At 29.5% G+C, this 24295-nt stretch carries 23 protein-coding genes and 2 riboswitches; of the genes, 20 read left to right on the top strand and 3 right to left on the bottom strand.

The window, feature by feature from the left end; translation table 11 throughout:
- Positions 1–5 precede the first annotated feature (5 nt).
- The gene (locus ACTG45_RS16830; protein ID WP_479919451.1) at positions 6–395 is read right to left on the bottom strand and encodes a (deoxy)nucleoside triphosphate pyrophosphohydrolase; all 390 of its coding nucleotides are present in this window, start codon (positions 393–395) and stop codon (positions 6–8) included.
- Positions 396–561: 166 nt separating this feature from the next.
- Positions 562–727, top strand: a riboswitch (cobalamin riboswitch).
- Positions 728–874: 147 nt separating this feature from the next.
- Here ACTG45_RS16830 and ACTG45_RS16825 point away from each other — a divergent pair.
- From ACTG45_RS16825 to ACTG45_RS16785, 9 genes are all read left to right on the top strand, one after another.
- Positions 875–2455, top strand: coding sequence for an ABC transporter substrate-binding protein (locus ACTG45_RS16825; RefSeq protein WP_479919450.1), 1581 nt, complete (start codon positions 875–877; stop codon positions 2453–2455).
- Positions 2455–3402 (top strand): ABC transporter permease, encoded by a 948-nt coding sequence (locus ACTG45_RS16820; protein WP_479919449.1) that lies wholly within the window; start codon positions 2455–2457, stop codon positions 3400–3402. The genes ACTG45_RS16825 and ACTG45_RS16820 overlap by 1 nt, the downstream gene beginning before the upstream one ends.
- Position 3403: 1 nt before the next feature.
- The gene (locus ACTG45_RS16815) at positions 3404–4240 is read left to right on the top strand and encodes an ABC transporter permease (RefSeq protein ID WP_479919448.1); all 837 of its coding nucleotides are present in this window, start codon (positions 3404–3406) and stop codon (positions 4238–4240) included.
- Positions 4241–4254: 14 nt separating this feature from the next.
- Complete coding sequence (locus tag ACTG45_RS16810; RefSeq protein ID WP_479919447.1) at positions 4255–5205, top strand: ABC transporter ATP-binding protein; 951 nt, start codon at positions 4255–4257, stop codon at positions 5203–5205.
- Entirely contained in the window at positions 5189–5953 is a 765-nt protein-coding gene (locus tag ACTG45_RS16805; protein ID WP_021386011.1) for an ABC transporter ATP-binding protein, read from the top strand. Before ACTG45_RS16810 ends, ACTG45_RS16805 begins: the two co-directional genes overlap by 17 nt.
- A 126-nt stretch (positions 5954–6079) precedes the next feature.
- Positions 6080–6898: a class I SAM-dependent methyltransferase gene (locus ACTG45_RS16800; RefSeq protein ID WP_021386104.1), complete on the top strand. Its 819-nt coding sequence runs from the start codon at positions 6080–6082 to the stop codon at positions 6896–6898.
- A 121-nt stretch (positions 6899–7019) separates the two neighbouring features.
- Positions 7020–7199, top strand: a riboswitch (Lysine riboswitch).
- A gap of 147 nt (positions 7200–7346) precedes the next feature.
- Positions 7347–8738 carry a YfcC family protein gene (locus ACTG45_RS16795; RefSeq protein ID WP_021386101.1) on the top strand — a complete coding sequence of 464 codons (1392 nt, stop codon included), beginning with the start codon at positions 7347–7349 and terminating at the stop codon, positions 8736–8738.
- Positions 8739–8751: 13 nt separating this feature from the next.
- Positions 8752–9939 (top strand): M20 family metallopeptidase, encoded by a 1188-nt coding sequence (locus tag ACTG45_RS16790; RefSeq protein ID WP_479919446.1) that lies wholly within the window; start codon positions 8752–8754, stop codon positions 9937–9939.
- 281 nt (positions 9940–10220) lie between these two features.
- Positions 10221–11360: a glycerate kinase family protein gene (locus ACTG45_RS16785; RefSeq protein ID WP_479919445.1), complete on the top strand. Its 1140-nt coding sequence runs from the start codon at positions 10221–10223 to the stop codon at positions 11358–11360.
- Positions 11361–11512: 152 nt separating this feature from the next.
- Here ACTG45_RS16785 and ACTG45_RS16780 read toward each other — a convergent pair whose 3' ends face one another.
- A complete protein-coding gene (locus tag ACTG45_RS16780) occupies positions 11513–13426 on the bottom strand; it encodes a BglG family transcription antiterminator (RefSeq protein ID WP_479919444.1) in 1914 nt (637 codons plus the stop codon).
- Between the two features lie 245 nt (positions 13427–13671).
- On the opposite strand from ACTG45_RS16780, the gene ACTG45_RS16775 reads away from it, so the two are divergent.
- The 11 genes from ACTG45_RS16775 (at position 13672) to ACTG45_RS16725 (ending at position 23524) form a co-directional block, all read left to right on the top strand.
- Positions 13672–13989: a PTS sugar transporter subunit IIB gene (locus tag ACTG45_RS16775; protein ID WP_009898152.1), complete on the top strand. Its 318-nt coding sequence runs from the start codon at positions 13672–13674 to the stop codon at positions 13987–13989.
- A gap of 22 nt (positions 13990–14011) precedes the next feature.
- The gene (locus ACTG45_RS16770; protein WP_479919443.1) at positions 14012–15244 is read left to right on the top strand and encodes a PTS sugar transporter subunit IIC; all 1233 of its coding nucleotides are present in this window, start codon (positions 14012–14014) and stop codon (positions 15242–15244) included.
- A gap of 28 nt (positions 15245–15272) precedes the next feature.
- Entirely contained in the window at positions 15273–15632 is a 360-nt protein-coding gene (locus tag ACTG45_RS16765) for a PTS lactose/cellobiose transporter subunit IIA (RefSeq protein ID WP_021385998.1), read from the top strand.
- Positions 15633–15649: 17 nt separating this feature from the next.
- Complete coding sequence (locus ACTG45_RS16760; protein ID WP_479919442.1) at positions 15650–17098, top strand: glycoside hydrolase family 1 protein; 1449 nt, start codon at positions 15650–15652, stop codon at positions 17096–17098.
- Between the two features lie 87 nt (positions 17099–17185).
- Positions 17186–17803, top strand: a complete 618-nt coding sequence (locus tag ACTG45_RS16755) for a YczE/YyaS/YitT family protein (protein WP_479919441.1) — start codon at positions 17186–17188, stop codon at positions 17801–17803.
- 282 nt (positions 17804–18085) lie between these two features.
- Positions 18086–18838 carry a MurR/RpiR family transcriptional regulator gene (locus tag ACTG45_RS16750; protein WP_479917493.1) on the top strand — a complete coding sequence of 251 codons (753 nt, stop codon included), beginning with the start codon at positions 18086–18088 and terminating at the stop codon, positions 18836–18838.
- Between the two features lie 101 nt (positions 18839–18939).
- Positions 18940–19860: a 1-phosphofructokinase family hexose kinase gene (locus ACTG45_RS16745; RefSeq protein WP_021386048.1), complete on the top strand. Its 921-nt coding sequence runs from the start codon at positions 18940–18942 to the stop codon at positions 19858–19860.
- 2 nt (positions 19861–19862) lie between these two features.
- A complete protein-coding gene (locus tag ACTG45_RS16740; protein WP_479919440.1) occupies positions 19863–21779 on the top strand; it encodes a fructose-specific PTS transporter subunit EIIC in 1917 nt (638 codons plus the stop codon).
- Between the two features lie 19 nt (positions 21780–21798).
- On the top strand, positions 21799–22668 hold the full coding sequence (gene gatY, locus ACTG45_RS16735; RefSeq protein WP_479917491.1) for a tagatose-bisphosphate aldolase subunit GatY: 870 nt from the start codon (positions 21799–21801) through the stop codon (positions 22666–22668).
- A 339-nt stretch (positions 22669–23007) separates the two neighbouring features.
- Positions 23008–23388: a nucleotidyltransferase domain-containing protein gene (locus tag ACTG45_RS16730; RefSeq protein WP_479917490.1), complete on the top strand. Its 381-nt coding sequence runs from the start codon at positions 23008–23010 to the stop codon at positions 23386–23388.
- On the top strand, positions 23378–23524 hold the full coding sequence (locus ACTG45_RS16725) for a hypothetical protein (protein ID WP_479917489.1): 147 nt from the start codon (positions 23378–23380) through the stop codon (positions 23522–23524). Before ACTG45_RS16730 ends, ACTG45_RS16725 begins: the two co-directional genes overlap by 11 nt.
- Before the next feature lie 73 nt (positions 23525–23597).
- Here ACTG45_RS16725 and ACTG45_RS16720 read toward each other — a convergent pair whose 3' ends face one another.
- Positions 23598–24164 carry a CD3073 family putative ECF transporter S component gene (locus tag ACTG45_RS16720; protein ID WP_021386034.1) on the bottom strand — a complete coding sequence of 189 codons (567 nt, stop codon included), beginning with the start codon at positions 24162–24164 and terminating at the stop codon, positions 23598–23600.
- Positions 24165–24295: the final 131 nt, after the last annotated feature.

The raw sequence follows: 24295 nt of genomic DNA, 5'->3' as shown, positions 1-24295 counted from the left end.
TATCCCTATTTCATTATCTCTTTTACAATAGGGATATCTGCAGGAGCCCATACTAAAGAGCTTAAATTTTCCTTTGCAAGGAAAACTAACTTAGAATGTTCATTAGGAGTAAGAAACCTTTCTATTAATGAACATTTTATACCAATTAAGTTTACTATAATTTTTTCATATTCATGAGTGTTTTCAGCAAATATAATATCTGCTTTTACTTTACAACTTAATTCTTCTTGTATTTCTCTTTCTATTGCATCAAATAAAGATTCCCCTTCTTTAACCTTTCCACCTGGAAATTCCCAGTGATTTGGTAGAGACATATTTGGGGCTCTAAGAGCGCATAGAATTTCATTATCCTTATTTTCTATAATTGCAGCAACAACTTTTATTGTTTTTTTCAACTAAATCACCTCATAAAATAAAATACCATAATTAACAAATTTAAACAAATTTAAAATTATAGAGTTAATTGTAAGTACAATAGTGTATATCGTTTTTTGGAGGGGATTTACTTTACAAATAGTGATATATTTTGATTTAAGTTGACAATCCATATAAGATTGCATACAATTAAGTTAATAATTGAATAAACATATTTAAAGAGTAGGGAAGTTGGTGAAAGTCCAACACGAACCCATCACTGTAAGCATGAATAAATTCCTCATATCTACTATAGGTTACTTGGTAAGGTTGAGGTATAAAATGTAAGTCAGATACCTACATTAAATATTAGTAAATAAGTTTAGGGGGGAGCAACTAAATTTATTATTTTGTATATTGAATTTGGAAACTAAAGTATACATATTAAAATGGGATGTTATAGCATTATTTGCTATAACTTTTTTAATGCTCATATTTATAAATAAGGGGGAAGTATATCATGAGGAAGAATTTAAATGGGAAGCTGATTAGTATAGTTTTAACAGTTGTGTTAATGTTGTCCTTATTAGTTGGATGTGGCAAACCAAAAGAAAATAATGATGTTAGCAAGATGAATAATGAAAAGGAAGTAGTTTTAGCAGCAGCTAGGGATTTGGCTCCAGGAGAGCAAGATGCGTATTACACAAGTTCAATACTTTATGTCTGGGAGCCATTAATAGGGTTAAGCGATGACGGAAAACCAAAAGCTGAGCTTGCAGAGAAGTGGTCAAATTCAGATGATTATAAAGAATGGACATTTACAATAAAGAAAGGTGTAAAATTCCATGATGGAGTAGAATTAAATGCAGATTCAGTAGTAAAAAACTTTGAGCGTTATATGAGTATGAAAACTAAATCTTCGCCTTTTTATTCATTTGATATAGAAAAAACATATCCTAATTTACAAGATGTGAGTAAAGTTTCAGACTATGAAGTTAAACTTACTTTTAGTAAACCGATATCAACTTTAATATATAATATGGCTAGGTTTGGAAGTGCTATGTATAGTCCAGAGTGTTTTGATGTACAAACTGGAGATTTTACTAAATATGCACAAGGAACTGGGCCATTTAAAATAAAAGAAAGAGAAAAAGAACAATATGTTTTGTTAGAGAGAAATCAAGATTATTATGGAGAAAAAAGTAAAATTAAAAATGTAAGAGTAAACGTAATTAAAGATGCTCAAACTCGTTACACAGCACTTAAATCAGAAGAAATTATGGGTGTTATGGATTTAGGGGCAATTACTCCAGAGTTAGCTAGTGAACTAGTAAAGGATGAAAACTTTGAGATTAAATCGTCTCCATCAACAATAACTCAATTTATATCAACAAATGGTACTAGAGCACCGTTTAATAATGTGAAAATAAAAGAAGCTTTAAGTTTGCTGGTAGATAGAGAAACCATAGTAGATAAATTTTATGGAGGATACGGAACTCCAACTATGAATATATTGAATCAAGGTTCTCCTTTTGGTAAGGAAATTAAACCTGTTTATGATGCAGAAAAAGCAAAGAAAATAATAAAGGACGAACTAAATGGGGAAATAAAGGAGCTAGAGTTTATAATTCCATCTTATGGTGTAGACCGTTACCCATATAAAACTGTTGCTGAATATATACAATCTGTATTAAGTGAAGTTGGATTAAATTCTAAAATAACTATACTTGATGGAGCTGCTTTTAAGGAAGCACAAAAAACAGGAAATTATGATATAGCACTTCACACACAAGGGCTTCCAAATGCAGAACCATTTTCTATATTTGATAGTTATATGAGAAGTACAGGGTCAAGTAATATAGCTTATTCGTTAGGTTATAAGAACGAAAGAGCAGATGAGTTAATAGCTAAATTAGAAAAAACAATGAATTTAGATGAAAGAAGTAAAATATATGATGAACTTCAAGATATATCAGCAGAACATCCATCAGCTATACCATTATTTGAAGATGTTAACTTAATTGCCTATAATAAAAAAATAGCTGGGTACAAGCCGACATTATATGGAACTACATTAGTAAATATGGAGTGGAGTGAGTAGTGAAAAATTCATTTAAATATTTAATTAAAAGAATATTGATGACTATTCCTATTTTGGTAGGAATAACATTTCTAGCATTTATATTGGGTATTATAGCTCCTGGTGACCCAGCAGTTGAATATTTAAGCATGGATGGTGTTTCTGCTCCTACAGAAGAAGAAATAGAAATAGTTAGAGAAGAGTTAGGATTAAATGATAGTATTGTAGTTCAATATATTAATTGGACTAAAAAAGCTATAACTGGAGATTTAGGACTTTCCTATATCAAAAAGACATCTATCACAGAAGATATATTGAGAAGGTTGCCAATAACCTTCTCTTTATCTTTAATGGCTATGTTTTTTGTTATAGTATTATCTATACCATTAGCTATAATCATGGCTCTTAAAAAGGATTCAGCTATAGATAAGATTGGTACTTTTGTATCATTATTTCTGACTTCTATCCCAGGATTTTGGTTAGCAATTATCATGCTAGGTATATTTTGTGAAACTCTTAGGTGGCTACCTACGAGTGGGTATGGAACAATTAAACACTTAATAATGCCTGGATTTGTTTTAGCAGCTGGTACAATAGGAACTGTAGTTAGGTTAAATAGAGCAACTTTAATAGAAAGTATGGGACAAAACTATATAACAGTAGCAAAATCTAAAGGATTGCCAAATAGGATAATTACTTTTAAATATGCTTTTTTAAATTCTTTAATGCCTATTGTAACCGTTTTAGGAAACTATTTTGGTGCAATTTTAGGAGGTTCTACAGTAGTTGAGGTTATTTTTAGTATTCCAGGTATGGGAAGCTATGTAATACAAGGAATAATGAGTAGAGACTATCCAGTTGTACAGGGATACGTACTATTTACAGGAATTATATTTGTATTATTTAGTTTAGTTGTGGATATATGTTATCTATTTCTTAATCCTAAAATAAGGATAGGGGGTAAATGATATGGAGAAATTTAAAGGAATGTTATTTATACATAAAGTAGCTTTTTTAGTGTTAATAATTATGATACTTTTTGCTTTTTTTGCACCTAAATTAGCTCCATATGACCCTAATAAGGTGCAAATGGCTGATAGGTTAATGGGAATATCTAGAGAGCATATACTTGGGACTGATACTCTAGGAAGGGATATTTTAAGTAGGATATTGTATGGAGCTAGAGTGTCTATATCTTTAGCATTTGTAGCAACCTTATTAACAATGATATTTGGAAGTTTTGTAGGTATAGTAGCAGGGTATTGTGGTGGTATAGTAGATATGATAATTCAGTCGATTGTAAATATATTTCAAGGTCTTCCAAGTCTTAGCTTTATGATTGCTCTTGCTGGAGTTCTTGGTCCAGGAATAAAAAGTTTATTAATAGCAATAGTATTTACTTCTTGGGCTGGGTTTTCAAGAGTAGTTAGAGGAGAGGTACTAAAGGTAAAAGAGGAAAAATATGTTGAAGGTGCAAGAGCATTAGGTGCCAGCCATCTTCATATAATTTTTCATTATATAATTCCAAACATATTTGCTCCATTTATAGTACTATTTACAATAAGAATAGGGAAGAGTGTACTTTCTATGGCATCGCTAAGTTTTTTAGGATTAGGGATACAACCTCCACAGGCAGATTGGGGAGTTATGATAAATGATGCTAAAACACATTTTAGAAGTTATCCTAATTTGTTGCTGGCACCAGGCTTTAGCATATTATTATTGTGTTGTAGTATAAATTTAGTTGGTGATGCGCTAAGGGATATGTTTGATGAAAAAATCAACTCTTTAAGTCAATATCTTTAGAAGGAATCAAAAATATGAGCAGAGATATAAATATAAAAGATTTAAAAATTTATTTTAATACTAAAGAAGGAAAAGTGAGAGCTGTAGACGAAGTATCTGTAACTTTTCAAAGTGGTAAAATTACAGGAATTATTGGAGAAACTGGTAGTGGAAAATCAGTACTAGGATTGGGAATTTTAAACCTTGTATCCAATAATTCAATTGTCTCAGGTAGCATTTTATATGAAGACAAAGATTTATTAAAACTTAAGGAAAAAGAACTCAGAGAAATTAGAGGAAAAAAGATAGCATTAATACCACAAAATCCGTCGAGTTCTTTTAATCCAATGTTAAAGATAGGAAGTCATATTAATGAACTTTTCTATTATCATGCAAAAGAAAAAAAGAGCTCATGTAAGAGTAAGAGCTTAGATATATTAAGAAAATTTTCATTTTCAAATACTGATTTAATTTACAATTCTTATGGTTTCCAACTAAGTGGAGGAATGAGCCAAAGAGTATTGGCAGCTATAGGGACAGCACTAAACCCAAACTGGATAATTGCAGATGAACCAACTAAAGGGCTAGATGCAATAATAAGAAAACAAGTATACGAGGTATTTTGTGATTTAAGAAGTAATATGGGTGTTAGCATGATACTTATAACTCATGATTTAATGTTAGCCAAAAAACTTTGTGATGAAGTTATGGTTATGTATGCAGGGAAAATCATAGAAAGGGGTTCTAAAGATAGTGTATTTAATAACCCTTTACATCCTTATACAAAAGGTCTAATTGATTCACAGCCAAATAAAAAATTAATGCCTATTGATGGGATAGCACCAAGTCTAACAAACTTACCAAAAGGATGTAGATTTTTTCCAAGATGTAAAGTTGCAAAAAAATCATGTTCTGATTATGAGCCAGTGCTATTTGATGTAAATGGCTCAAAGGTGAGGTGTTTTATTTATGATAAAAGTTTGTAATCTTTATAAGGAGTTTAGGAGCGGAATAATTAATAAGAAAATAGTTAAGGCAGTAGATGATGTATCATTTGAAATAGAAGAAGGAAAAACCTTGGGTCTTGTAGGAGAAAGCGGATGTGGAAAATCAACTTTATCAAGGCTTATTTTAAGACTTGTTAAATCTGATGGAGGTAAAATTTATTTTAATGGTAGAAATATAAGTAATTATAATTTTTCTCAGATGAGGAATTTAAGAAAAGAGATGCAAGTAATATTTCAACATCCAGATTCAGCTCTAAGCCCTAAGAAAACTATATATGATAGCCTTGTAGAACCATTAAAGATTCATAAAATCTATGAGAAGAATAAATCAACAGAATATATAAAGGAATATTTAAGTTTTGTTGGAATCAGCGAGGAAATCTTAACTAGATACCCATATCAAGTCAGTGGAGGACAAATACAAAGAGTTGCTTTAGCCAGAGTCCTTTTATTAAAGCCTAAATTTATAATATTGGATGAGCCTACATCAATGTTAGATGTATCTGTACAAGCTCAAGTTGTACAAGTTCTGAAAAAAGCTCAAAAACAATTTAATATAACCTATTTATTTATATCTCATGATATAGACTTAGTAAAGGAATTTAGTGATGAAATTGCAGTTATGTTAAATGGTAAGATAGTTGAAATTATAGGTTCCAAAGAATTATATAAAAGTGCAAAGCATACTTACACTAAAGAGCTTATTGAGAATTTTATTAATTTTTAGAGCAGAGTAATCAATTATTTAGTTAAGCACTTAATTAATATAGCATTAATTTAGTAAAAGTGGTTTACTTTGATTATGGAAAATGATAAGTCTCAACCTTAACATTTTTAGAAAGGAAGATTAATCATGTATTATAAAGATATAGATTTCGAAAAAAAATGGCATGAGTATATTGAAAATAAAGAAGGATATGCAAAGGAAAGAGCATTTGATGATGAGGTGGAAAGACTATTTTTTAAAAAATTATCTCATAAGTATGATGATAATCCAACACTTTATGATTATTCAAAAGAAGTATTTGATTTTATTGATAAATTAATAGATGAAGGAAAAAATCTTATAGAAATTGGTGCAGGTACAGGTAAATTTACTATACCACTTTCTAAAAAATGCAAGGTCGTAACTGCTAATGATTTTTCAAGGGATATGCTTGATGTACTTGGACAAAAGATTAGGGAACATAATATAACTAATATAAACACAGTACAAGGTAAGTGGGAAGATGTCAATATTGAGTGCAGTGACTACATTTTATCTGTGAATTCACTTTATAGAATTTGGAATATTAAAGATGCCTTGAATAAAATGAATAAGTTGGCTAAAGAAAAAGTAATTATAGTAAGGACTATTCAAAAGCCATTATTCAATGACTTGTATATTGATTTAGGGGAGAAAGATAGAACCTGCCCAGATTATATATATATTCCAAATATACTACATTCTTTGAATATATGTGCAGACACAAAGTTTATTGATGTAGAAAATGAAATTGAATTTGATAGCATAGAAGATATACATCTTAAAATGGAAACTGAATTAAATAAAAAGATTAATTTTGGTGAAGTGGTAGATAAATATATAGATAATATAGAAAAAAGAGAAGATAAATATATTTTTAAACATAAAACTAAAGTTATAATTATATACTGGAATAGTATAAATTAAACTTGTCAATGTCATTAAATGTAAGTATTATTATATTGAAAATATTTACAATCTCGACATATTATGCTACAATTATTTACAATAAATAAAATTTAATAAGCATTACCTCATCTAATAAAAAGATTGAGGTAGAGGTTGCATTTACTAAGATTAATATTGAAGAGGTCGGAAACCAATGAAGCAATATAAAAGGAGTAAGTGCCGAAGTGCTAGTGTCCAAAGCTAGTGCTGGGACTGTATTTAATAAGTACAGTACTGTCATCAAAATCAGCCCGAATTTTGATGGAGAGCTATCTTAGATAAGATAAAGGGAAGATGTAGGTATGTTGTATTTAGCACATTTAGCTCAACATGTATCCATGTTGAGCTTTTTTACATCTATGCAAAATAGGATAGAAAAGGGATGCAATAATAAAATATTTTAATTTAAAAAGTGGGGAGATTACAAATGAGCAGTTTAAAAAAGAAGAGGTTTAGTATGCCACAGACACTTACTATAATATTCTTATTAATAGTGGTAATGGCAGTTCTTACTTGGATAGTACCAAGTGGAAATTTTGAAAGGGTAGATATAGATGGAAGGTCAGTTGTTGTAGCTGGAACTTATGAAAAAGCACCATCAAATCCACAAGGTGTTACTGATGTATTTTCAGCTCCTATAAAGGGATTTATAGATGCAGCTGAAGTAGTTGGATTTGTTTTGATAGTTGGAGGAGCTTTTGGAATAGTTAACAAAACAGGTGCAATAGAAGCCATTATAGCACACACTGTAAATAAAATGAAGAAGTTTCAATTTTTAATAATACCTATATCAATGATTTTGTTTGGTCTTGGTGGTACAACTTTTGGAATGAGTGAAGAAACATTACCTTTTTATATGATATTTATTCCACTTATGACCAGCATGGGATATGATTCATTAACTGCGGTGGCAACAGTGTTTATAGGAGCAACAGCTGGATTTGGAGCGGCAACTACTAATCCTTTCTCTGTAGGAATAGCACAGGCATTGTCACAAATAACACCAGGTTCTGGAATAGAGTTTAGAGTTGTTATGTTTATAATATATATGGCTATATCCATAGGATTTGTTATGATGTATGCCAATAGAGTTAAAAAAGACCCTAAAAAGTCTTTAGTACACGATATATCACTAAATCAAGAATCAATGACTAATACTGATACAAACATAAAAGAATTTACAAAAAGAGAAGCCATGGTAATAGCAATTTTCGTAATAGGTATGGCAATTATGATATTTGGAGTTTTAAGGTTAGGATGGTATATAACTGAGATTGCAATGATATTTACAGCAATAGGTATAATATCAGGAATAGCGTCAGGGCTTAAACAAGATGAAATAGTTAATTCATTTATAAGTGGAGCAGGAGATTTAATGACAGCTGGGTTATGTATAGCATTTGCACGTGGAATCGTAATAATAGCAGAAAATGGATTTATAATAGATACAATTTTAAATTCTGCAGCAAATTTATTAAATGGACTACCAAAAACTATATTTATAAATTTAACTTTCTTGATAGAAGGTTTAATAGCATTTTTAATACCATCAGCATCAGGACTTGCATCACTTACAATACCTGTACTTGCACCACTTGGAGACTTAGTTGATGTATCTAGACAAATGATAGTTACAGCTTATCAATTTGGTATAGGTGTAACTAACCTAATAACACCTACATCAGGTGTTTTAATGGGAGCACTAGCAGTAGCTAATATTCCTTGGTCAAAGTGGGTTAGATTCGTAGTTCCTCTAATGGTAGTATTAACAATTCTTGTAATGGTATTCTTGACAATAGGATTATATCTAGGATTCTAATAGGAGGTAAGTTATGATAGAGAGTGTAAAGAAAAGAGCTTATGAGATAGAGGATGAACTTGGAAAAGAAATTGAAGAAGTATGTGATTTTATATTCAATAACCCAGAACTAGGCGAAGAAGAATATATATCATCAAAGTACTTAGTAGAGAAAATGAAGGAATATGGATTTGATACAACTTATCCGTACTGCAATATGGATACTGCTTTTAGAGCAGAATTAGGAGATAGTGATGGTCCTACTATAGCATTTTTAGCTGAGTATGATGCACTTCCTGGATATGGAGAAGATAAAGAGCCAGGTCATGCTTGTGGACACAACTGGATTGCGGCATCTACACTAGGAGCCTGTATAGTATTAAGTAAGTTAAAAGAACATTTTAAAGGAAAAATTGTATTAATAGGGACACCAGCTGAAGAAACAACAGGAGGAAAATGTGACTTAGTTAAAGCAGGAGCTTTTGACGATGTTGATGTAAGCTATCAGATGCATATAGAAGCGTTCAATAATATAAACTGCAAGGCTTTGGCAATAGATTCATTAGAGTTTAGTTTTGAAGGGGTATCAGCACATGCAGCTAGTCATCCTCATATGGGAGTTAATGCATTGGATGCAGTGCAACTTACTTTTGCTGGAATAAACGCTTTAAGACAACATGTAAAATCAGATGTTAGAATACATGGTATAGTTTCAAATGGAGGAGAAGCCCCAAATATAGTTCCAGAAAAAGCAGCTTGTAAGTTTTTTGTAAGAGCTGCTGAAAGAAGTTATTTAGATGAAGTAACTAAAAAAGTTATAAACTGTGCAAAAGGAGCAGAGTTAATGACAGGAGCTAAACTTTCTTATAGATATTTTGAAAATTCTTTTGACAATATAATAAACAATAAAGTACTTCAAAGGATAACAAAAAACAATTTAATCGAAGCAGGTATAACAGATATACTAGAAGGGAAAGATGGGCCAGTAGGTTCTACAGATATAGGTAATGTAAGTCAAGTTTGTCCTACTATGTATACAGAAATAGCTTTAGATATAAATCCAATGGTATATGTTCATGAAAAAGAGTTTCTAAATTATGCAAATTCTGAGGAAGCTTATGATAAACTTCATAAATCAGTAAAGGCAATGGTGGGCTGTGCATTGGAGATTTATCTGGAAGATGGGCTACTTGATGAGATTAAGAAAAATCACTTAAATTAATTTAAATTGAAAATAAAACAAAGAGGTATTACCTAAAAATTGGTAATACCTTTTTTATATGATGGAAGTGAAGGCTTGCTATAACCAATTTGGGTGTATAAAGAGAAACATGTATGATAATAATTACGTAAATAGTTCTACAAACGAAAATCTATTTAATATATATTTGTATTTTTACAAAATAAAAATAAGATAAATAGTATATGTTATATACAAAGAAAGATGTAGGGTATAAAATAAAAATGAAATTATTCTTATAATAAAATAAGGAGTAGATAAATATGAAAATATTAATCTCTATAGATTCCTTGAAAGGAAGCTTATCTTCAATAGAGGCAGCGAATGCAATAAAAAAAGGAATATTAAAAGTTAAAAAAGATGCAGAAGTAAAGATATTACCACTTGCAGATGGTGGAGAAGGAACAGTAGATGCTTTAGTTCAAGGAATGAATGGTGAAAAAGAAATCATAGAAGTTACTGGTCCAATAGTTAAAAAAGTAAATGCAACATATGGATTATTAAAAGAGACAAATACAGCAATAATAGAAATAGCTCAAGCATCAGGACTGACATTGGTTCCAATTGAACTTAGAAATCCTTTATACACTACAACTTATGGTGTTGGAGAAATAATAAAGGAAGCAATAAATAAGGGATGTAGAAACTTTATAGTAGGTTTAGGAGGAAGTGCCACCAATGATGCTGGAGTAGGTATGCTTCAAGCCTTAGGATTTGAGTTTTATGATGAAAATAACAAACTAGTAGGATTAGGTGGAAAAGTTTTAAATGAAATAAGACATATAAAAATAGATAATAGATTAAAAGTACTAGATGAATGTAATTTTAAAATAGCTTGTGATGTAAACAATTCACTGTTTGGGAAAAATGGAGCTGTACATATATATGGCTCTCAAAAAGGTGCAACAGCAGAAATAATTGAAGAGTTAGATAATGGGCTTAGAAACTTTGCTAATGTAGTCAAAAATGATTTAGACAAAGATATAGCAAATGTGGAAGGGGTAGGAGCAGCAGGAGGGCTGGGTTTTGCGTTTTTAGCATTTTTAAATTCAAAGTTAGAATCTGGAATAAAAATAATATTAGAAGAGATTAAATTAGAGGAAGAGTTAAAAGGTGTAGACTTTGTTATAACTGGAGAAGGTAGATTGGATAATCAAACTGCTATGGGAAAGGCACCAATAGGAGTTGCAAAATTAGCTAAAAAATATGGTGCAAAAGTAATAGGCTTAGCTGGAGCGACAACAGAAGATGCAGTTAAGTGTAATGAAGAGGGGATAGATGCTTATTTTTCTATAGTAAATAGGGCTATGACAATAGAAGAAGCAATGGATAAAGAAACTGCCATTGATAATATGACTGCCACAACAATACAAATATTTAATCTTATAACTAGTGTACAATAACTATGAAATAAGTAATAAAAATAAGATATATTAATTAAAGAAGAAAGCTATTACGAAAAAAAAGCTATCACGTAGAAATTTAGACTTTTAGTGTAATAGCTTTTTTATTTTGTATTAATAGTTTTAACAATATATATTGTAAATACATGCATTTAGATATTCTGAATAAGATAAGCTATTCTATTCATAAAACTACTATAGCTATCTGCTTTAGTAAGTTCTTTAACATTACTCCACTCAGACAGTATTTCAATAAGGCTTTCGAATATGTAATTGAATTTTTCTTTTTCATTTTCATTTATGGGTATCATGGCTATAATTTGTACTTTTTCCTCACCCCATTTAACTGGTTTATCATTGACAATTAAACAGACACCAGTTTTTAAAGCATCCATTTTCATGCTATGAGGAATTGCTACATTGTTATTAAAAGCAGTTGAAGACATGTTTTCTCTTATAAGAACATCATCTACATAAGTAGTTTTAACATATTTATTTTTGTGAAGAATATTTCCCATAAATTTTATATAATCTTTAGCGCTATCTAAATATATATTTTTCATAAATAAAGACTCACTAAAGTACATTTCTAAATGATTTTGTACAGTAAGTATGTTTTTTCTATCTTTGATTTGAATAAATTTACTTTGGATATTATCATAATCTTTTCTATTTGGATAAGGATTTATATATACAAAAGGTATGGGGCATCTATTACTAATTGGTAAGGTAGTGATGACCATGTCTACTTTGCTATCAAAGTCTAGTTTATGAATATCTGAAAAAATTTGAATAACTTCTATAGATTCATTAAATCTTTTTTCAAGGTCTCTTACTATTCTTAGTTGTAAATCATAGTAATTTGGAGTAATTAATGCACAAAGAACTTTATCTTCTAGTAGTTTTTGTCTATCAAAAAATGAGCCTACATGTAGAGATATATAAGATATTTCATCTTCATCTATTTCTATGTTTTCTAAAATTTGAATCTGATTACAAATATAAACAGATATATCATATATCAGAGGATAGGAATCTTTTAACTTCTGAGGTATTTGATTTCTCAAAATTTGATTATTCTTAGCCCTACTGATTAAATTTTTTACATGAAGAGTAAATTTAACAACAAATTCATCATCAGATAAATCTATAAAGTATAAATCATACACATTTTTAATTATTTTTTTAGTTAGATTAATAAAATGTTCATTTATATAATTTGATAAAGATTTAGTATCCATTTTATGATAGTTTAAAACTGTGGTTTTGTTTGTTAACTGAAATACTAAATAGTATAACTCTGTACTAGTTAAAGTTATGTTGTACTCTGATTCTAAAAAATTTGATATATCTTTTGCAATATTTATATCTATATTATTGTCTATATAGTTTACTACTTCAACAGACTCTATGTAGTTATTCTTTTTTATTCTATCTATAGTTATCATTAGATGAAGAAGTATATTATTTATAGCGTACTCATTTATAAATAAATTGTATTTTTTTAATATATATATTATGTTTTCTTTTAGTTTAGTTAGATTATATTCTTGATATATTTTTTGTACATCAAATAAACTTAAAAAATCACTTCCTGTTTCTTTAAATATTATGGAACTCATTAATTTACGTTTTTCAGATTCATTTCCAATCAGTTTCAATAAAAATCTTGATTGTTTTATCTTTAAATTATAACTTCCTATAAATTTATTAGCTTTAACTATGTCACTTTCAATGGTAGCTGAACTAACGAATAATTCTTCACTTAAATCAAATATATTAATTCCACTACTATTAACTATAAGTTCTTTTAAAATTAAATTTAACCTATTATCAGGTGATGTATTTTCTGAACTATCAATTTTAGTTTGACAATTATTATTAAGATTTACTTTGTATCCTTTTTTAGAGGACAGTATAAATTCACCAGTGGAGTTAATTTCATTTACATATTTTCTAATCGAACGTGTTGATACATTAAGGTAATTAGCTAATGTGGATGAATCTATCCAATCGTGTTGCGTTTTTATATAATTTAAAAATAGCTCTTTTTTAGATGTTTTCATTAGTATTCCCTCGCATAGTTTTAAAATAAAATCTGCATGATATGATATATTATATAATTGAATGTGCGTATTATAAAGTACATTATACTATATATTAATAGGCTTAGTTAAGAGTAAATGATTTCCTATTATTAGGAAATATATTTATGTGAAATGAACTTATTTAGGAAGTACAATATAATCATAATCAAATAAAAAATTCATTAAGAAATAAACTAATGGATAAAAATACTGGAGGTATTAATATGAAAAATATAAGAGTATTATTGGCATGTGGTTCAGGAGCCAGTACAGGTTTTATGGCAACTAGTATGAGAAAGAGTGCAAAGAAAAAGGGCATAGAAGCAGATATAAAAGCGAGAAGTGAGTCAGAAATAGATAAGTATTTATCGGAAATAGATTGTTTATTATTAGGGCCACACTTAGATTATATGAAGGAAGAAATTCAACAAAAAGCTAATGAATATAATGTGCCAGTAGCATGTATATCTAAAACTGCATATGGAAGATTAGATGGTGCTAAGGCTTTAGAAGAAGCATTAGAGTTAATATCAAACAAATAAAATACTTATGGGGAGATTATTTATGAATAGATTTATAGATTTGTTAAGTGAAAAGTTTACTCCTGTTGTAAATAAAATAACTAAGAATATATGGGTACAATCAGTTCAATCAACTATAATGAAAGTTTTACCTATGGTATTTGTAGGTTCTTTAGTAACTATCGTTTCTGTCTTGAAAAATTACATAAGTTTTTTACCTGATTTAAGCCCAATAAATCAATATACATTTGGGATTTTAGGATTGTTTATAGCATTTTTATTACCTATGGAAATAATGAAGAATAAGAAATTTGAAAATATGAGTATAGTTGCAGGCCTTGCAGGAGCTGGATTGATGCTGATGATGATTCGTCCAGAGATTACAGAACAAGGTGCTTTATTTAACTTCAATAGATTTGGAGGAGAGGGGATGCTTGTGGCACTAGTTGCAGGATTGTTCTCTGGATTAATAATGTCCTTATTTGGCTCTTTTTCATTTTTCGGTGAAGATTCAGCACTTCCTGATTTCGTAAGTAAATGGTTTGACAGTATGTTACCTATAGCAGTGATAATGTTTATAGGTTGGGGATTAATTTATGGACTTAATTTTGATATGTTTGAGATAATAGTTAGAATATTTAAACCAGTATCAGACATAGCACAGACATTGCCTGGATTTGTACTGTTAAATTTCTTAGTAGTATTTTTATACTCTTTAGGTATAAGTGGCTGGGTACTATCCCCAATAACCTATGCAATTCAGCTTAGTGCAATTGCCGCCAATGCAGCAGCTGTAGCATCAGGTGGCATGGCAACTAATATATATACTTATGAAGTTATTCAAACAGGATGGATAACTTTAGGTGGATGGGGAGCGACATTGCCACTAGTATTAATGATGTGTATATCCAAAGCTGGTAGAATAAAAGCAATAGGAAGAGCATGTGTTGTTCCTTCAATAATGAACATAAATGAACCAGTAATGTTTGGAGCTCCAGTAGCATGGAACCCTTTTTTAATGTTACCTATGTGGATAGGAACAGTGTTAATATCAATAACTACTTACTTATCAATGAGTATGGGATTCGTTGCAATTCCAAGTAAGGTGTTTAATTTATGGTATCTTCCTTTTGGTATATCTACTTTTATGATAAATCAAGATGTTAAGGGACTCATTGTTTTAGCAATAAATATAGTATTATTATTTATGATATGGTATCCATTTTTTAAAGCTTATGAAAAAGAAGAACTAAAATTAGAGAGTCAAGAAGCTTAAATTTAGATGTTGAAAGGAAATTATAACTATGACAATTGAAGAACATATAATAGATGAAGAGTTAGTAGAAGTAGCAATGCAAATAATACTTAGTGCAGGAGAGGCTAGAACTGAAATTAAACAAGCTCTTAGTGATTTGGAAAAGTTTGATTATAAAAATGCTGATTTGAAACTAGCTAAAGCAAAAGAGTTTATGACAGAAGCACATAGAGCTCAAACTAAAATTATACAAGGAGAAGCTAGTGGAGAGAAAAGAGCTCACTCACTGTTATTTGCACATGCTCAAGATACTCTTATGACAATATTCAGCGAATTAAATATAACTAGGTCTTTAGTAGGAATAGTAAAGTCTATAGAATACAAAGTAAATGATTTAAATAACAAATAGAATAAGGAGTGATTAAGTTGAGTAAGTTTCCTAAAGGTTTTTTATGGGGTGGGGCCGTAGCAGCTAATCAATTAGAAGGTGCCTGGAATGAAGGTGGAAAAAGGTGGTGTTTAGCTGATGTACATATATATGATAAAGATAGAGATATATCTAAACATTATGAGTCTGATATGACTATAGAAAAAATAAAGTTTGCTATGAAAGATAAGAATGGATATTATCCTAAGCGAAGTGGAATAAACTTTTATCATACATACAAGGAAGATTTAAAGCTTTTAAAAGAACTAGGATTAAAGTGTTTTAGATTCTCAATAAATTGGGCTAGAATATTTCCAAATGGAGATGATTTAGAGCCTAATGAAGAGGGGTTAAAGTTCTATGATAATCTTATAAATGAAGTAATAAATAATGGCATGGAGCCTATTGTAACACTACTTCATTATGAAACACCTTTAAATTTAACATTGAAATATAAAGGGTGGGTTAATAGAAAAGTAGTAGATTTCTTTGTTAGGTATGCAGAATTAATGTTAAATAGATACAAAGATAAAGTTAAGTACTGGATAGTTATAAACCAAATAAATTTGATGTATCATGAATCATTTAATTCAGTTGCATTTTGTGTAGATCAGGTAGAAGATGTAGAAAATGCTAAATATCAAGCTATTCATCACCAATTTATGGCTACAGCTTTAACTAAGAAGCTTGGAAAAGAAATAAATTCAGATATGATGATAGGTATGATGATGGCAGATTGTACATCCTATCCAGAAGACTGTGACCCCGAAAATGTAGTATTTGCTTTAAAACGAAATAGAATACAATACTTCTTTACTGATGTAAGTTTTAGAGGGGAGTATCCAGCTTATATTAAGAGGTTTTTCAAAAAAAATAATATAAATATAGTTATGAAGGACGGTGATGAAGAGGTATTGAAAGAAAATACTATGGATTTTCTAGCTTTATCATATTATTATTCTACAACGGTTTCAGCAAGTAAAAATACTATGAATCCAATTGACAATATAAAAAATCCATACCTAAAAGCAAATCCATGGGGATGGGCAATTGACCCAAAAGGATTATATCATACTTTATCTCAATACTATGATAGATATCAAAAACCAATAATGATAGCAGAAAATGGATTTGGAATGCATGATAAATTTGAAGATGGAAAAATCCATGACAATTATAGAATAGATTATTTAGGAAAACATATAGAGCAAATAGGTGAAGCTATAGCTGATGGAACTGAAATACTAGCTTATTGTATGTGGTCACCGATAGATATAATAAGTTGTTCATCTCAAGAAATGGAAAAGAGATATGGATTTATATATGTAGATATAGATAACAATGGAAATGGAAGCAAAGAACGTCATAAAAAAGATAGTTTTTATTGGTATCAAAATGTAATAAAAACTAATGGAGAAGAATTAGGAGAAAAAGTAAATAATTTCTAAATATAAATAATCCCTCTTATAAATACTATATTATTAATATAGTTTTATAAGGGGGATTATAATTATAAATAAGGTGGTTTATTAATTATGAGTGTTATAAAAAAATTTATGTTTGTATTTTTAATTATAAATATGTTGGGATGTGGTATATCTATTATACTTCAGTCAGGTCTTGGTAGTGATTCAATTACACTATTAAATGAAGGTATACATCTAAAATTAGGTGTAAATTATACAATAGCAGGATTAATATATAATGGAACTTTGTTATTTATAGCATTGTTATTGAATAAAAAAAATTTGGGATTAGGAAGCTGTGTTTATGTATTACTAGCAGGAATATTTATAGATTTTTATATATATTTATTATTAGATTTTAATATAGGTAGTTTAGGGACTACTATTAAAATAATGAGTTTCATAATTGGTCATATACTTATGTGCACTGGATTTGCAATGCTCATAAAGTTTGATATTGGGATGAGCCCCTTAGACGCTATATTAATCTATATTGAAGATAATTTTAGATATTCATACAAAGTTTTAAAAACTATAGCAGACGTATTGTTTTTAATTTTAGGTATATATTTAGGGGGAAATATAGGGTTTGGAACTCTATTTTCAATATTATGTACGGGCACTACAATTTCAATTGTTAGTAAGGCAATTTCTATTAATAAAAAAAGATATTACTCAAGTATATAAGCAGAAGATAAAGTTTATTGTTTGTAAATCATTTCTAATAGTTTAAGTTACTTGAAGGTTGTAAAATGGGGGATTAATCAGTACTAGTAATTGAATAATTCCTTTTTTATTGCAAAATAACATACTGAATTAAAGCATAAAATTATGATATTATAAATTTACATATATAGACATTGACTAAATCTTAATTGTGTATAAAAATTAATACTTAAGAGGTAATATATTATTATAAATACTTGATAAATTTAGACAAATAAAACTATATACGAGGAGATAAAAAATATGATAATTGAGTTAAACAAAAGCAACTCTGAAAATCTAACAAAAACAGAACTTGAAATAATTAAATTTATAAATGAAAATGAGTCAATATTGCCAGAATTATCTATAGTAGAGATTGCTCACGAAACATATTCATCTCCAGCAACTGTTTCAAGAGCAATTAGAAAATGTGGTTTAAATGGTTTTAATGAACTTAGGTATAGGTTAACAGTAAAAGATGAAAATGATGATATACAAAATATGGGGGATATAATAAATAAATCTTTTATAGAAGCACAGAGGGTTATAGAACAAATATCTTTAACTACATTAATTAATATAATAAAAACTATAAATAAATCTAGTAAGATATACATTTTAGCAAGAGGACTTACTGAGTATGTAGCAAAAGAGTTTAGTCTTAAATTGCAACTACTCGACTTCAATGTAGTGTTTATAAATGACCCAAATATAATGAAAATAAAATCTAAATCAATAAAAAAAGATGAGCTTATAATTATATTTTCATTGAACGGAAATACTGTAGAACTTGTAGAATCAGCACAAAATGCCAACTTAGGAGGAGCTAAAGTTATAACTTGCTGTTGTAGTGAAAATGCAAAACTTATAAATTATTCAGATTTATATATTGTTGGATATAAGCATGAGCATATCTCAATTTCTGAATATGAAGTATCATCTAGGTTACCATTGTATATTATATCTAGAATAATTATAGACTATATGGTCAGATATAATAATTCTGAAAACTAAATTAAAAAGTCTATGAAAATCGATTTTCTATTTGTGAAAAGATTTTCATAGACTTTTTTATTATAATGAAAACATACACAACAGAAGCAAGGGGGAAGACAATGATATATACATTAACTACGAATCCAGCAATAGATATGAATATATCTACTAATGGTATAAAGAGTAAATTAGTAAATCGTACATCCAATGCTATATATTCTCCTAATGGAAAAGGTCTAAATGTATCATTTGTACTAGGTCATTATGGAATAGAATCTAAAATATTGGGTTTTTTTGGAGGATTCTCAGGAAGATATATAGTTGAAGAAAGTGAAAAGAGAGGGTTTGATGTATTACCCACTTGGGTAGAAGATACAACCCGTATAAATATATTTTTAAATGATGGAAATGATGAGTTTAAATTTGTTAACTCTGGGTCATATGTAGATGAAAAACAAAAACTAGATATGTTAGAGAAGATAGAGGCTCTAGAAGATATAAGTCATTTATCAATAAGTGGGAGTCTACCACCTGGCATTGATGATAATTATTATGAAGATATATTTAAGATATGTAAAAATAAAAATATAAAAATAATACTGGATATAAGTTCACCAAAATTAAGAGAACTATTACAATATAATCCATATTTAATAAAACCAAATGATGAAGAAATCAAAGATATATTTGGAATTATTGTAAGAGATGAAGAGGATATTAAAGATGTACTTAAGTTATTACACTTGAAAGGTGCTCAAAATATATTGTTAACCTTAGGAGAAAAAGGTTCTTATTTCTATAATGGAAAATCAATTTATTATGCGAGTACTCAACCAGTTACAGTTGTTAGCTCTGCCTGTGCTGGAGATTCTGCATTGGCTGCTTTTCTAAGTATATGGTTGAAAAATCCAGAAGATATTGAAAATGCATTGAAAAGGTCATCAGCAACAGGAGCAAGTGTAGCTGAAAGTAATGGGATAGGCAATTTAGAAAATGTAGAAGATTATATAAAAAATATAAAAGTCAGAAAGGTGGTATAAAAATGGGGAAGAAAATGATTCTAGGGGTAACGGGTTGTCCAACTGGAATAGCTCATACTTTTATGGCAGAAGAAGCTTTAAAAAAATCAGCCAAAGAATTAGGTTGTGATATAAAAGTTGAAACTAATGGAGCCATAGGAGTAGAAAATAAATTAACAGCAAAAGATATCGAAATGGCAGATGCAATAATAGTGGCTTGTGATAAAAATGTTGATATGGATAGATTCAATGGAAAGCCAGTAATAGAAGTACCTGTCAAAGAAGGTATACATAAAGCTAATGAACTTATACAAAGGTGCATTGATGAGAAAGTACCTATTAGAAAAGGAAATAAGTCAAGTAGTAAGCTTAAAGAAGAAGGTAATTTGTCATTTGGTCAAAAGTTATATAAAGACTTAATGAATGGTGTATCTCATATGTTACCTTTAGTAGTAGCAGGTGGAGTACTAACTGCTATATCATTTTTATGGGGGATTTACTCATTTGACCCAAATTCAGAACAGTATAACCAGATAGCAGCTACATTAAAATCTGTTGGTGGATATTCTATGAATTTGATGGTTCCTGTATTAGCAGCGTTTATAGCTCAATCTATAGCGGGAAGACCTGGTATGCTAGCAGGTCTTGTTGGAGGAATGATATCCTTTGACACAGGTTCAGGTTTCTTAGGTGGAATTATAGCAGGATTTTTAGCAGGTTACTTAGTAAATTTATTTGTACATGTATTAAGAAAATTACCACGACAATTAGAAGGACTTAAATCTATTTTTATAATTCCTATAGTCAGTGTAGGTATTGTTGGTGTAGTTATGTTATTGCTTGGAGGTCCATGCTCAGCACTTAACAATGCTATGATGAACTTTCTTTCAGGATTACAAAATTCAAGTCCTATAATCTTGGGAATAGTAATAGGTTGTATGTCAGCGTTTGATATGGGAGGTCCAGTAAATAAAGCAGCATATGTAACTGGAACGATGCTTCTAGGACAAGGAAACTACTTATTTATGGCAGGTGTATCTGCAGCTTGTATAACACCACCATTAGTAATAGCAATAGCATCTACTTTATTTAAAAACCGATTTACAGAAGAAGATAGAGCAGCAGGGTTAATTAACTATATACTAGGTAGTACTCACATAACAGAAGGAGCAATACCTTTTGCAGCGAAGAATCCATTAAAAGTGTTGCCAGTACTTATGATTGGTTCATCAATATCAGCAATTTTAACTTATATAATGAAAATAGAGGTACCAGCTCCACATGGAGGATTTTTAGTTCTAGGATTAGTCAATAAACCGCTTTTATGGGTAGGATGTATATTGGCAGGTTCATTAGTAGGTGCTGTGCTTTATATGATGGTTACACCTAAAGTAGTAGATAAGAAAAATACTACAGAAAATACAAGTGAAATTAAAAATGAAAACAAACATAAAAATGTAAAGTCGGAAAACGTATCTAATGATATCTCTTTATATAGTGAAGAAACAGTAGTTTTAAATGTTAAGGGAAAAAATAAAGCAGATGTAATTGATGAAATGATTGGGATACTTGATAAATCAGGTGTTATTTCAGATAAAAATAAGTTTAAAGAAGAAATCCTTAAGAGAGAAGAAATATCTTCTACAGGTTTTGGTATGGGAATAGCGATACCACATGCAAAAACAGATGCAGTAAAAATACCACGTGTAGCGGTGGGTATATCAAAAGAAGGATTTGACTTTGAATCAGAGGATGGAAGTCTAGTACACATTATATTTATGATAGCTGCAACAGATAATGGCGATAATTTACACTTAAAGACATTATCTCAACTATCTTCAAAGTTAATGAATGAAGAATTTTTAAATGAGTTATTAAATAGTAAGACAAGTAGAGAAATAGTATCAAAATTAAACAATGAAGAAATTAAATCATTATAAGTATATAGGAGGATGAATTATGGCATTAGTGACAACTAAACAAATATTATTAGATGCACAAGAGGGACATTATGCAGTAGGAGCATTTAATGTTGAAAATATGGAGATGGTTATGGCAGTAATAGAGGCTGCTGAGGAACTTAAATCACCTGTAATACTACAAACGACACCTTCAACAATAAAGTATGCAGGACTAGATTATTATTTAGCAAATGTAAAGGTAGCATCAGAAAAAGCAAGTGTTCCTGTAGCGATGCACTTAGACCACGGTTCAAGTTTTGGACTAGCTATGCAGGCACTTAGAGTTGGGTATACTTCTATTATGATTGATGGTTCCCATGAAAGTTACGAAGATAATATTTCAATATCTAAATCTGTTGTAGATGCATGTATGCCTTCATATATACCTGTTGAAGCTGAATTAGGTAAAGTTGGAGGTAAGGAAGATGACTTAGATGGTGGTGATGGTGGAGCATACACAGACCCACTAGAAGCAAAGGAATTTGTGGAGAGAACGGGAGTATCATCTTTAGCAGTAGCAATAGGTACGGCGCATGGGATGTATAAGGGAGAGCCAAAGCTTGATTTAGATAGATTGTCCGAGATTAGAGAGGTTGTATCAGTTCCATTAGTGTTGCATGGTGGGTCTGGAATACCAGATGAGATGATTAAGGAATCTATAAAAAGAGGAATTTGCAAGGTTAATTACGCAACAGAATTAAGGATTGCTTATAGTAATGGAGTTAAGGATGTGCTTAATTCTGACCCAGAAGTGATTGACCCTAAGAAGTATGGTAAAAAAGGTTTAGATTCAGTTAGAGAGTTTGTTAAGAGTAGAATGGAAGTTTGCGGATGTGTAGGAAAAGCATTAGGGACAGTAGAGTGTTAATAATAAAATAATAAGTAAGATTAGAGTAAGAGTTCTATGATAGAGCTCTTATTTTAATTCTTATAATTAAAAATTTAATTGAGAAGTTTGAATTAAGAAAGACATTATAATGAAATGAAAAGTTTTTTACTATTCCAAGTCAATATTGAAGAACATGATAGAGATATAGTTATCTAAGGAGAGGATATACTTCTATGATAAATGTGTGATAAAATAATTTTATGCACACTTGAGATAAAGTTATATATAATTACAGAAAAATTAAGAGATAAAATAGAGAAGATTTAGTGTATATTTATTTAATTAGATAATAGTGGATAATAAATGTGAGGTGATTATATGAGGAATATATCAGAGGATATTAAAAACTCAATAATAAATATATTTCCAAAAGAAAATACTATGGCCATCATAATATTTGGTAGTTATGGTACAGATAGGTATACATCAAAAAGTGATATAGATATAGCATGGATTCCTATCAAAAAAGTACCAATTACAGAACTTGCAATTAAAACAGAAGCTCTAAGAAATATATTAGATATTGATGTAGATTTAAAAATCGTTACAGATAATTATACAATAGCACTTAGAAAAACTATTCTAGAAGGTGATGTTATTTATGAAGCTAAAGATTTCAAGGATTATATAAATAATTTCTATTTTGAAAATAGTGATGTAATAGATATCTTAAATTGGAGGGATATGTATGATAATTAGAAACAAATTGTCTTGGAATTCGATAGAAGAAGTAAGCAGAGATTCTGGTTCTTGCCTGTATGATTTGCAAAACTTCAAAATACTATATACTAAAGAGGAAACACTTGTAAGAAGTAATTTTTTATGGATAACATAGATATACAAAAGAGATATTGAATGATTCTGCAATATCTCTTTTGAGTTAATAAATCATATGTATAAATACCTCATTAAGACGAACTAGACGTATTTCTACTATATTGACTTATAAAACCTTTAGGCATTTTACTTATAAAATATACAACCATTATGCAAGATAAAGGCTTGTCCACTATATTGCTGAGAATTCTTGGAAAGAATGCAGCAGTAAATATCTTCTGCCCAGACTGAACTAAAAAACCAACCAATAAATCAGCACCACTTCCACTTAAACCACCAAACAATAAAACTGAAATAGGAGTACCAATTAAAGGGCAAACAACAGATAAAATTATTCCTGTGATAATAGCTTCTTTATAACCAAAACCTTTTTTCTTAGAAATATAACCAACAATAAGACCAAGAGCAATATTTACAAGAGCAAAAGGTATATTTGTAGGCCCTGATATGACACCTAAAACTAAATTTGTGCATCCACCAATAAGAGCACCCCAAAAAGGACCTAATACAACAGCCCCAAGTACAGTACCAACTGTATCTAAAAATAATAATGGTATGTTTATCATAGATATAAACATACCTAAGACAATGTTAATAACTATACACATTGAAGAAAATGTGATTTTTTTAGTATTCAATTATAATACCTCCTAAAAAATGTATACATTTATCATATTATAGATTATAAAAGATTACTAATTGTATATTTCTATATAGAATATTAGAAATATAGAGCAAATAAATAATATAATTGGCGAAATATATAGTA

This window comes from Clostridioides sp. LIBA-7602, assembly GCF_056688945.1.
This window is presented reverse-complemented; position numbering and strand designations above follow the sequence as displayed.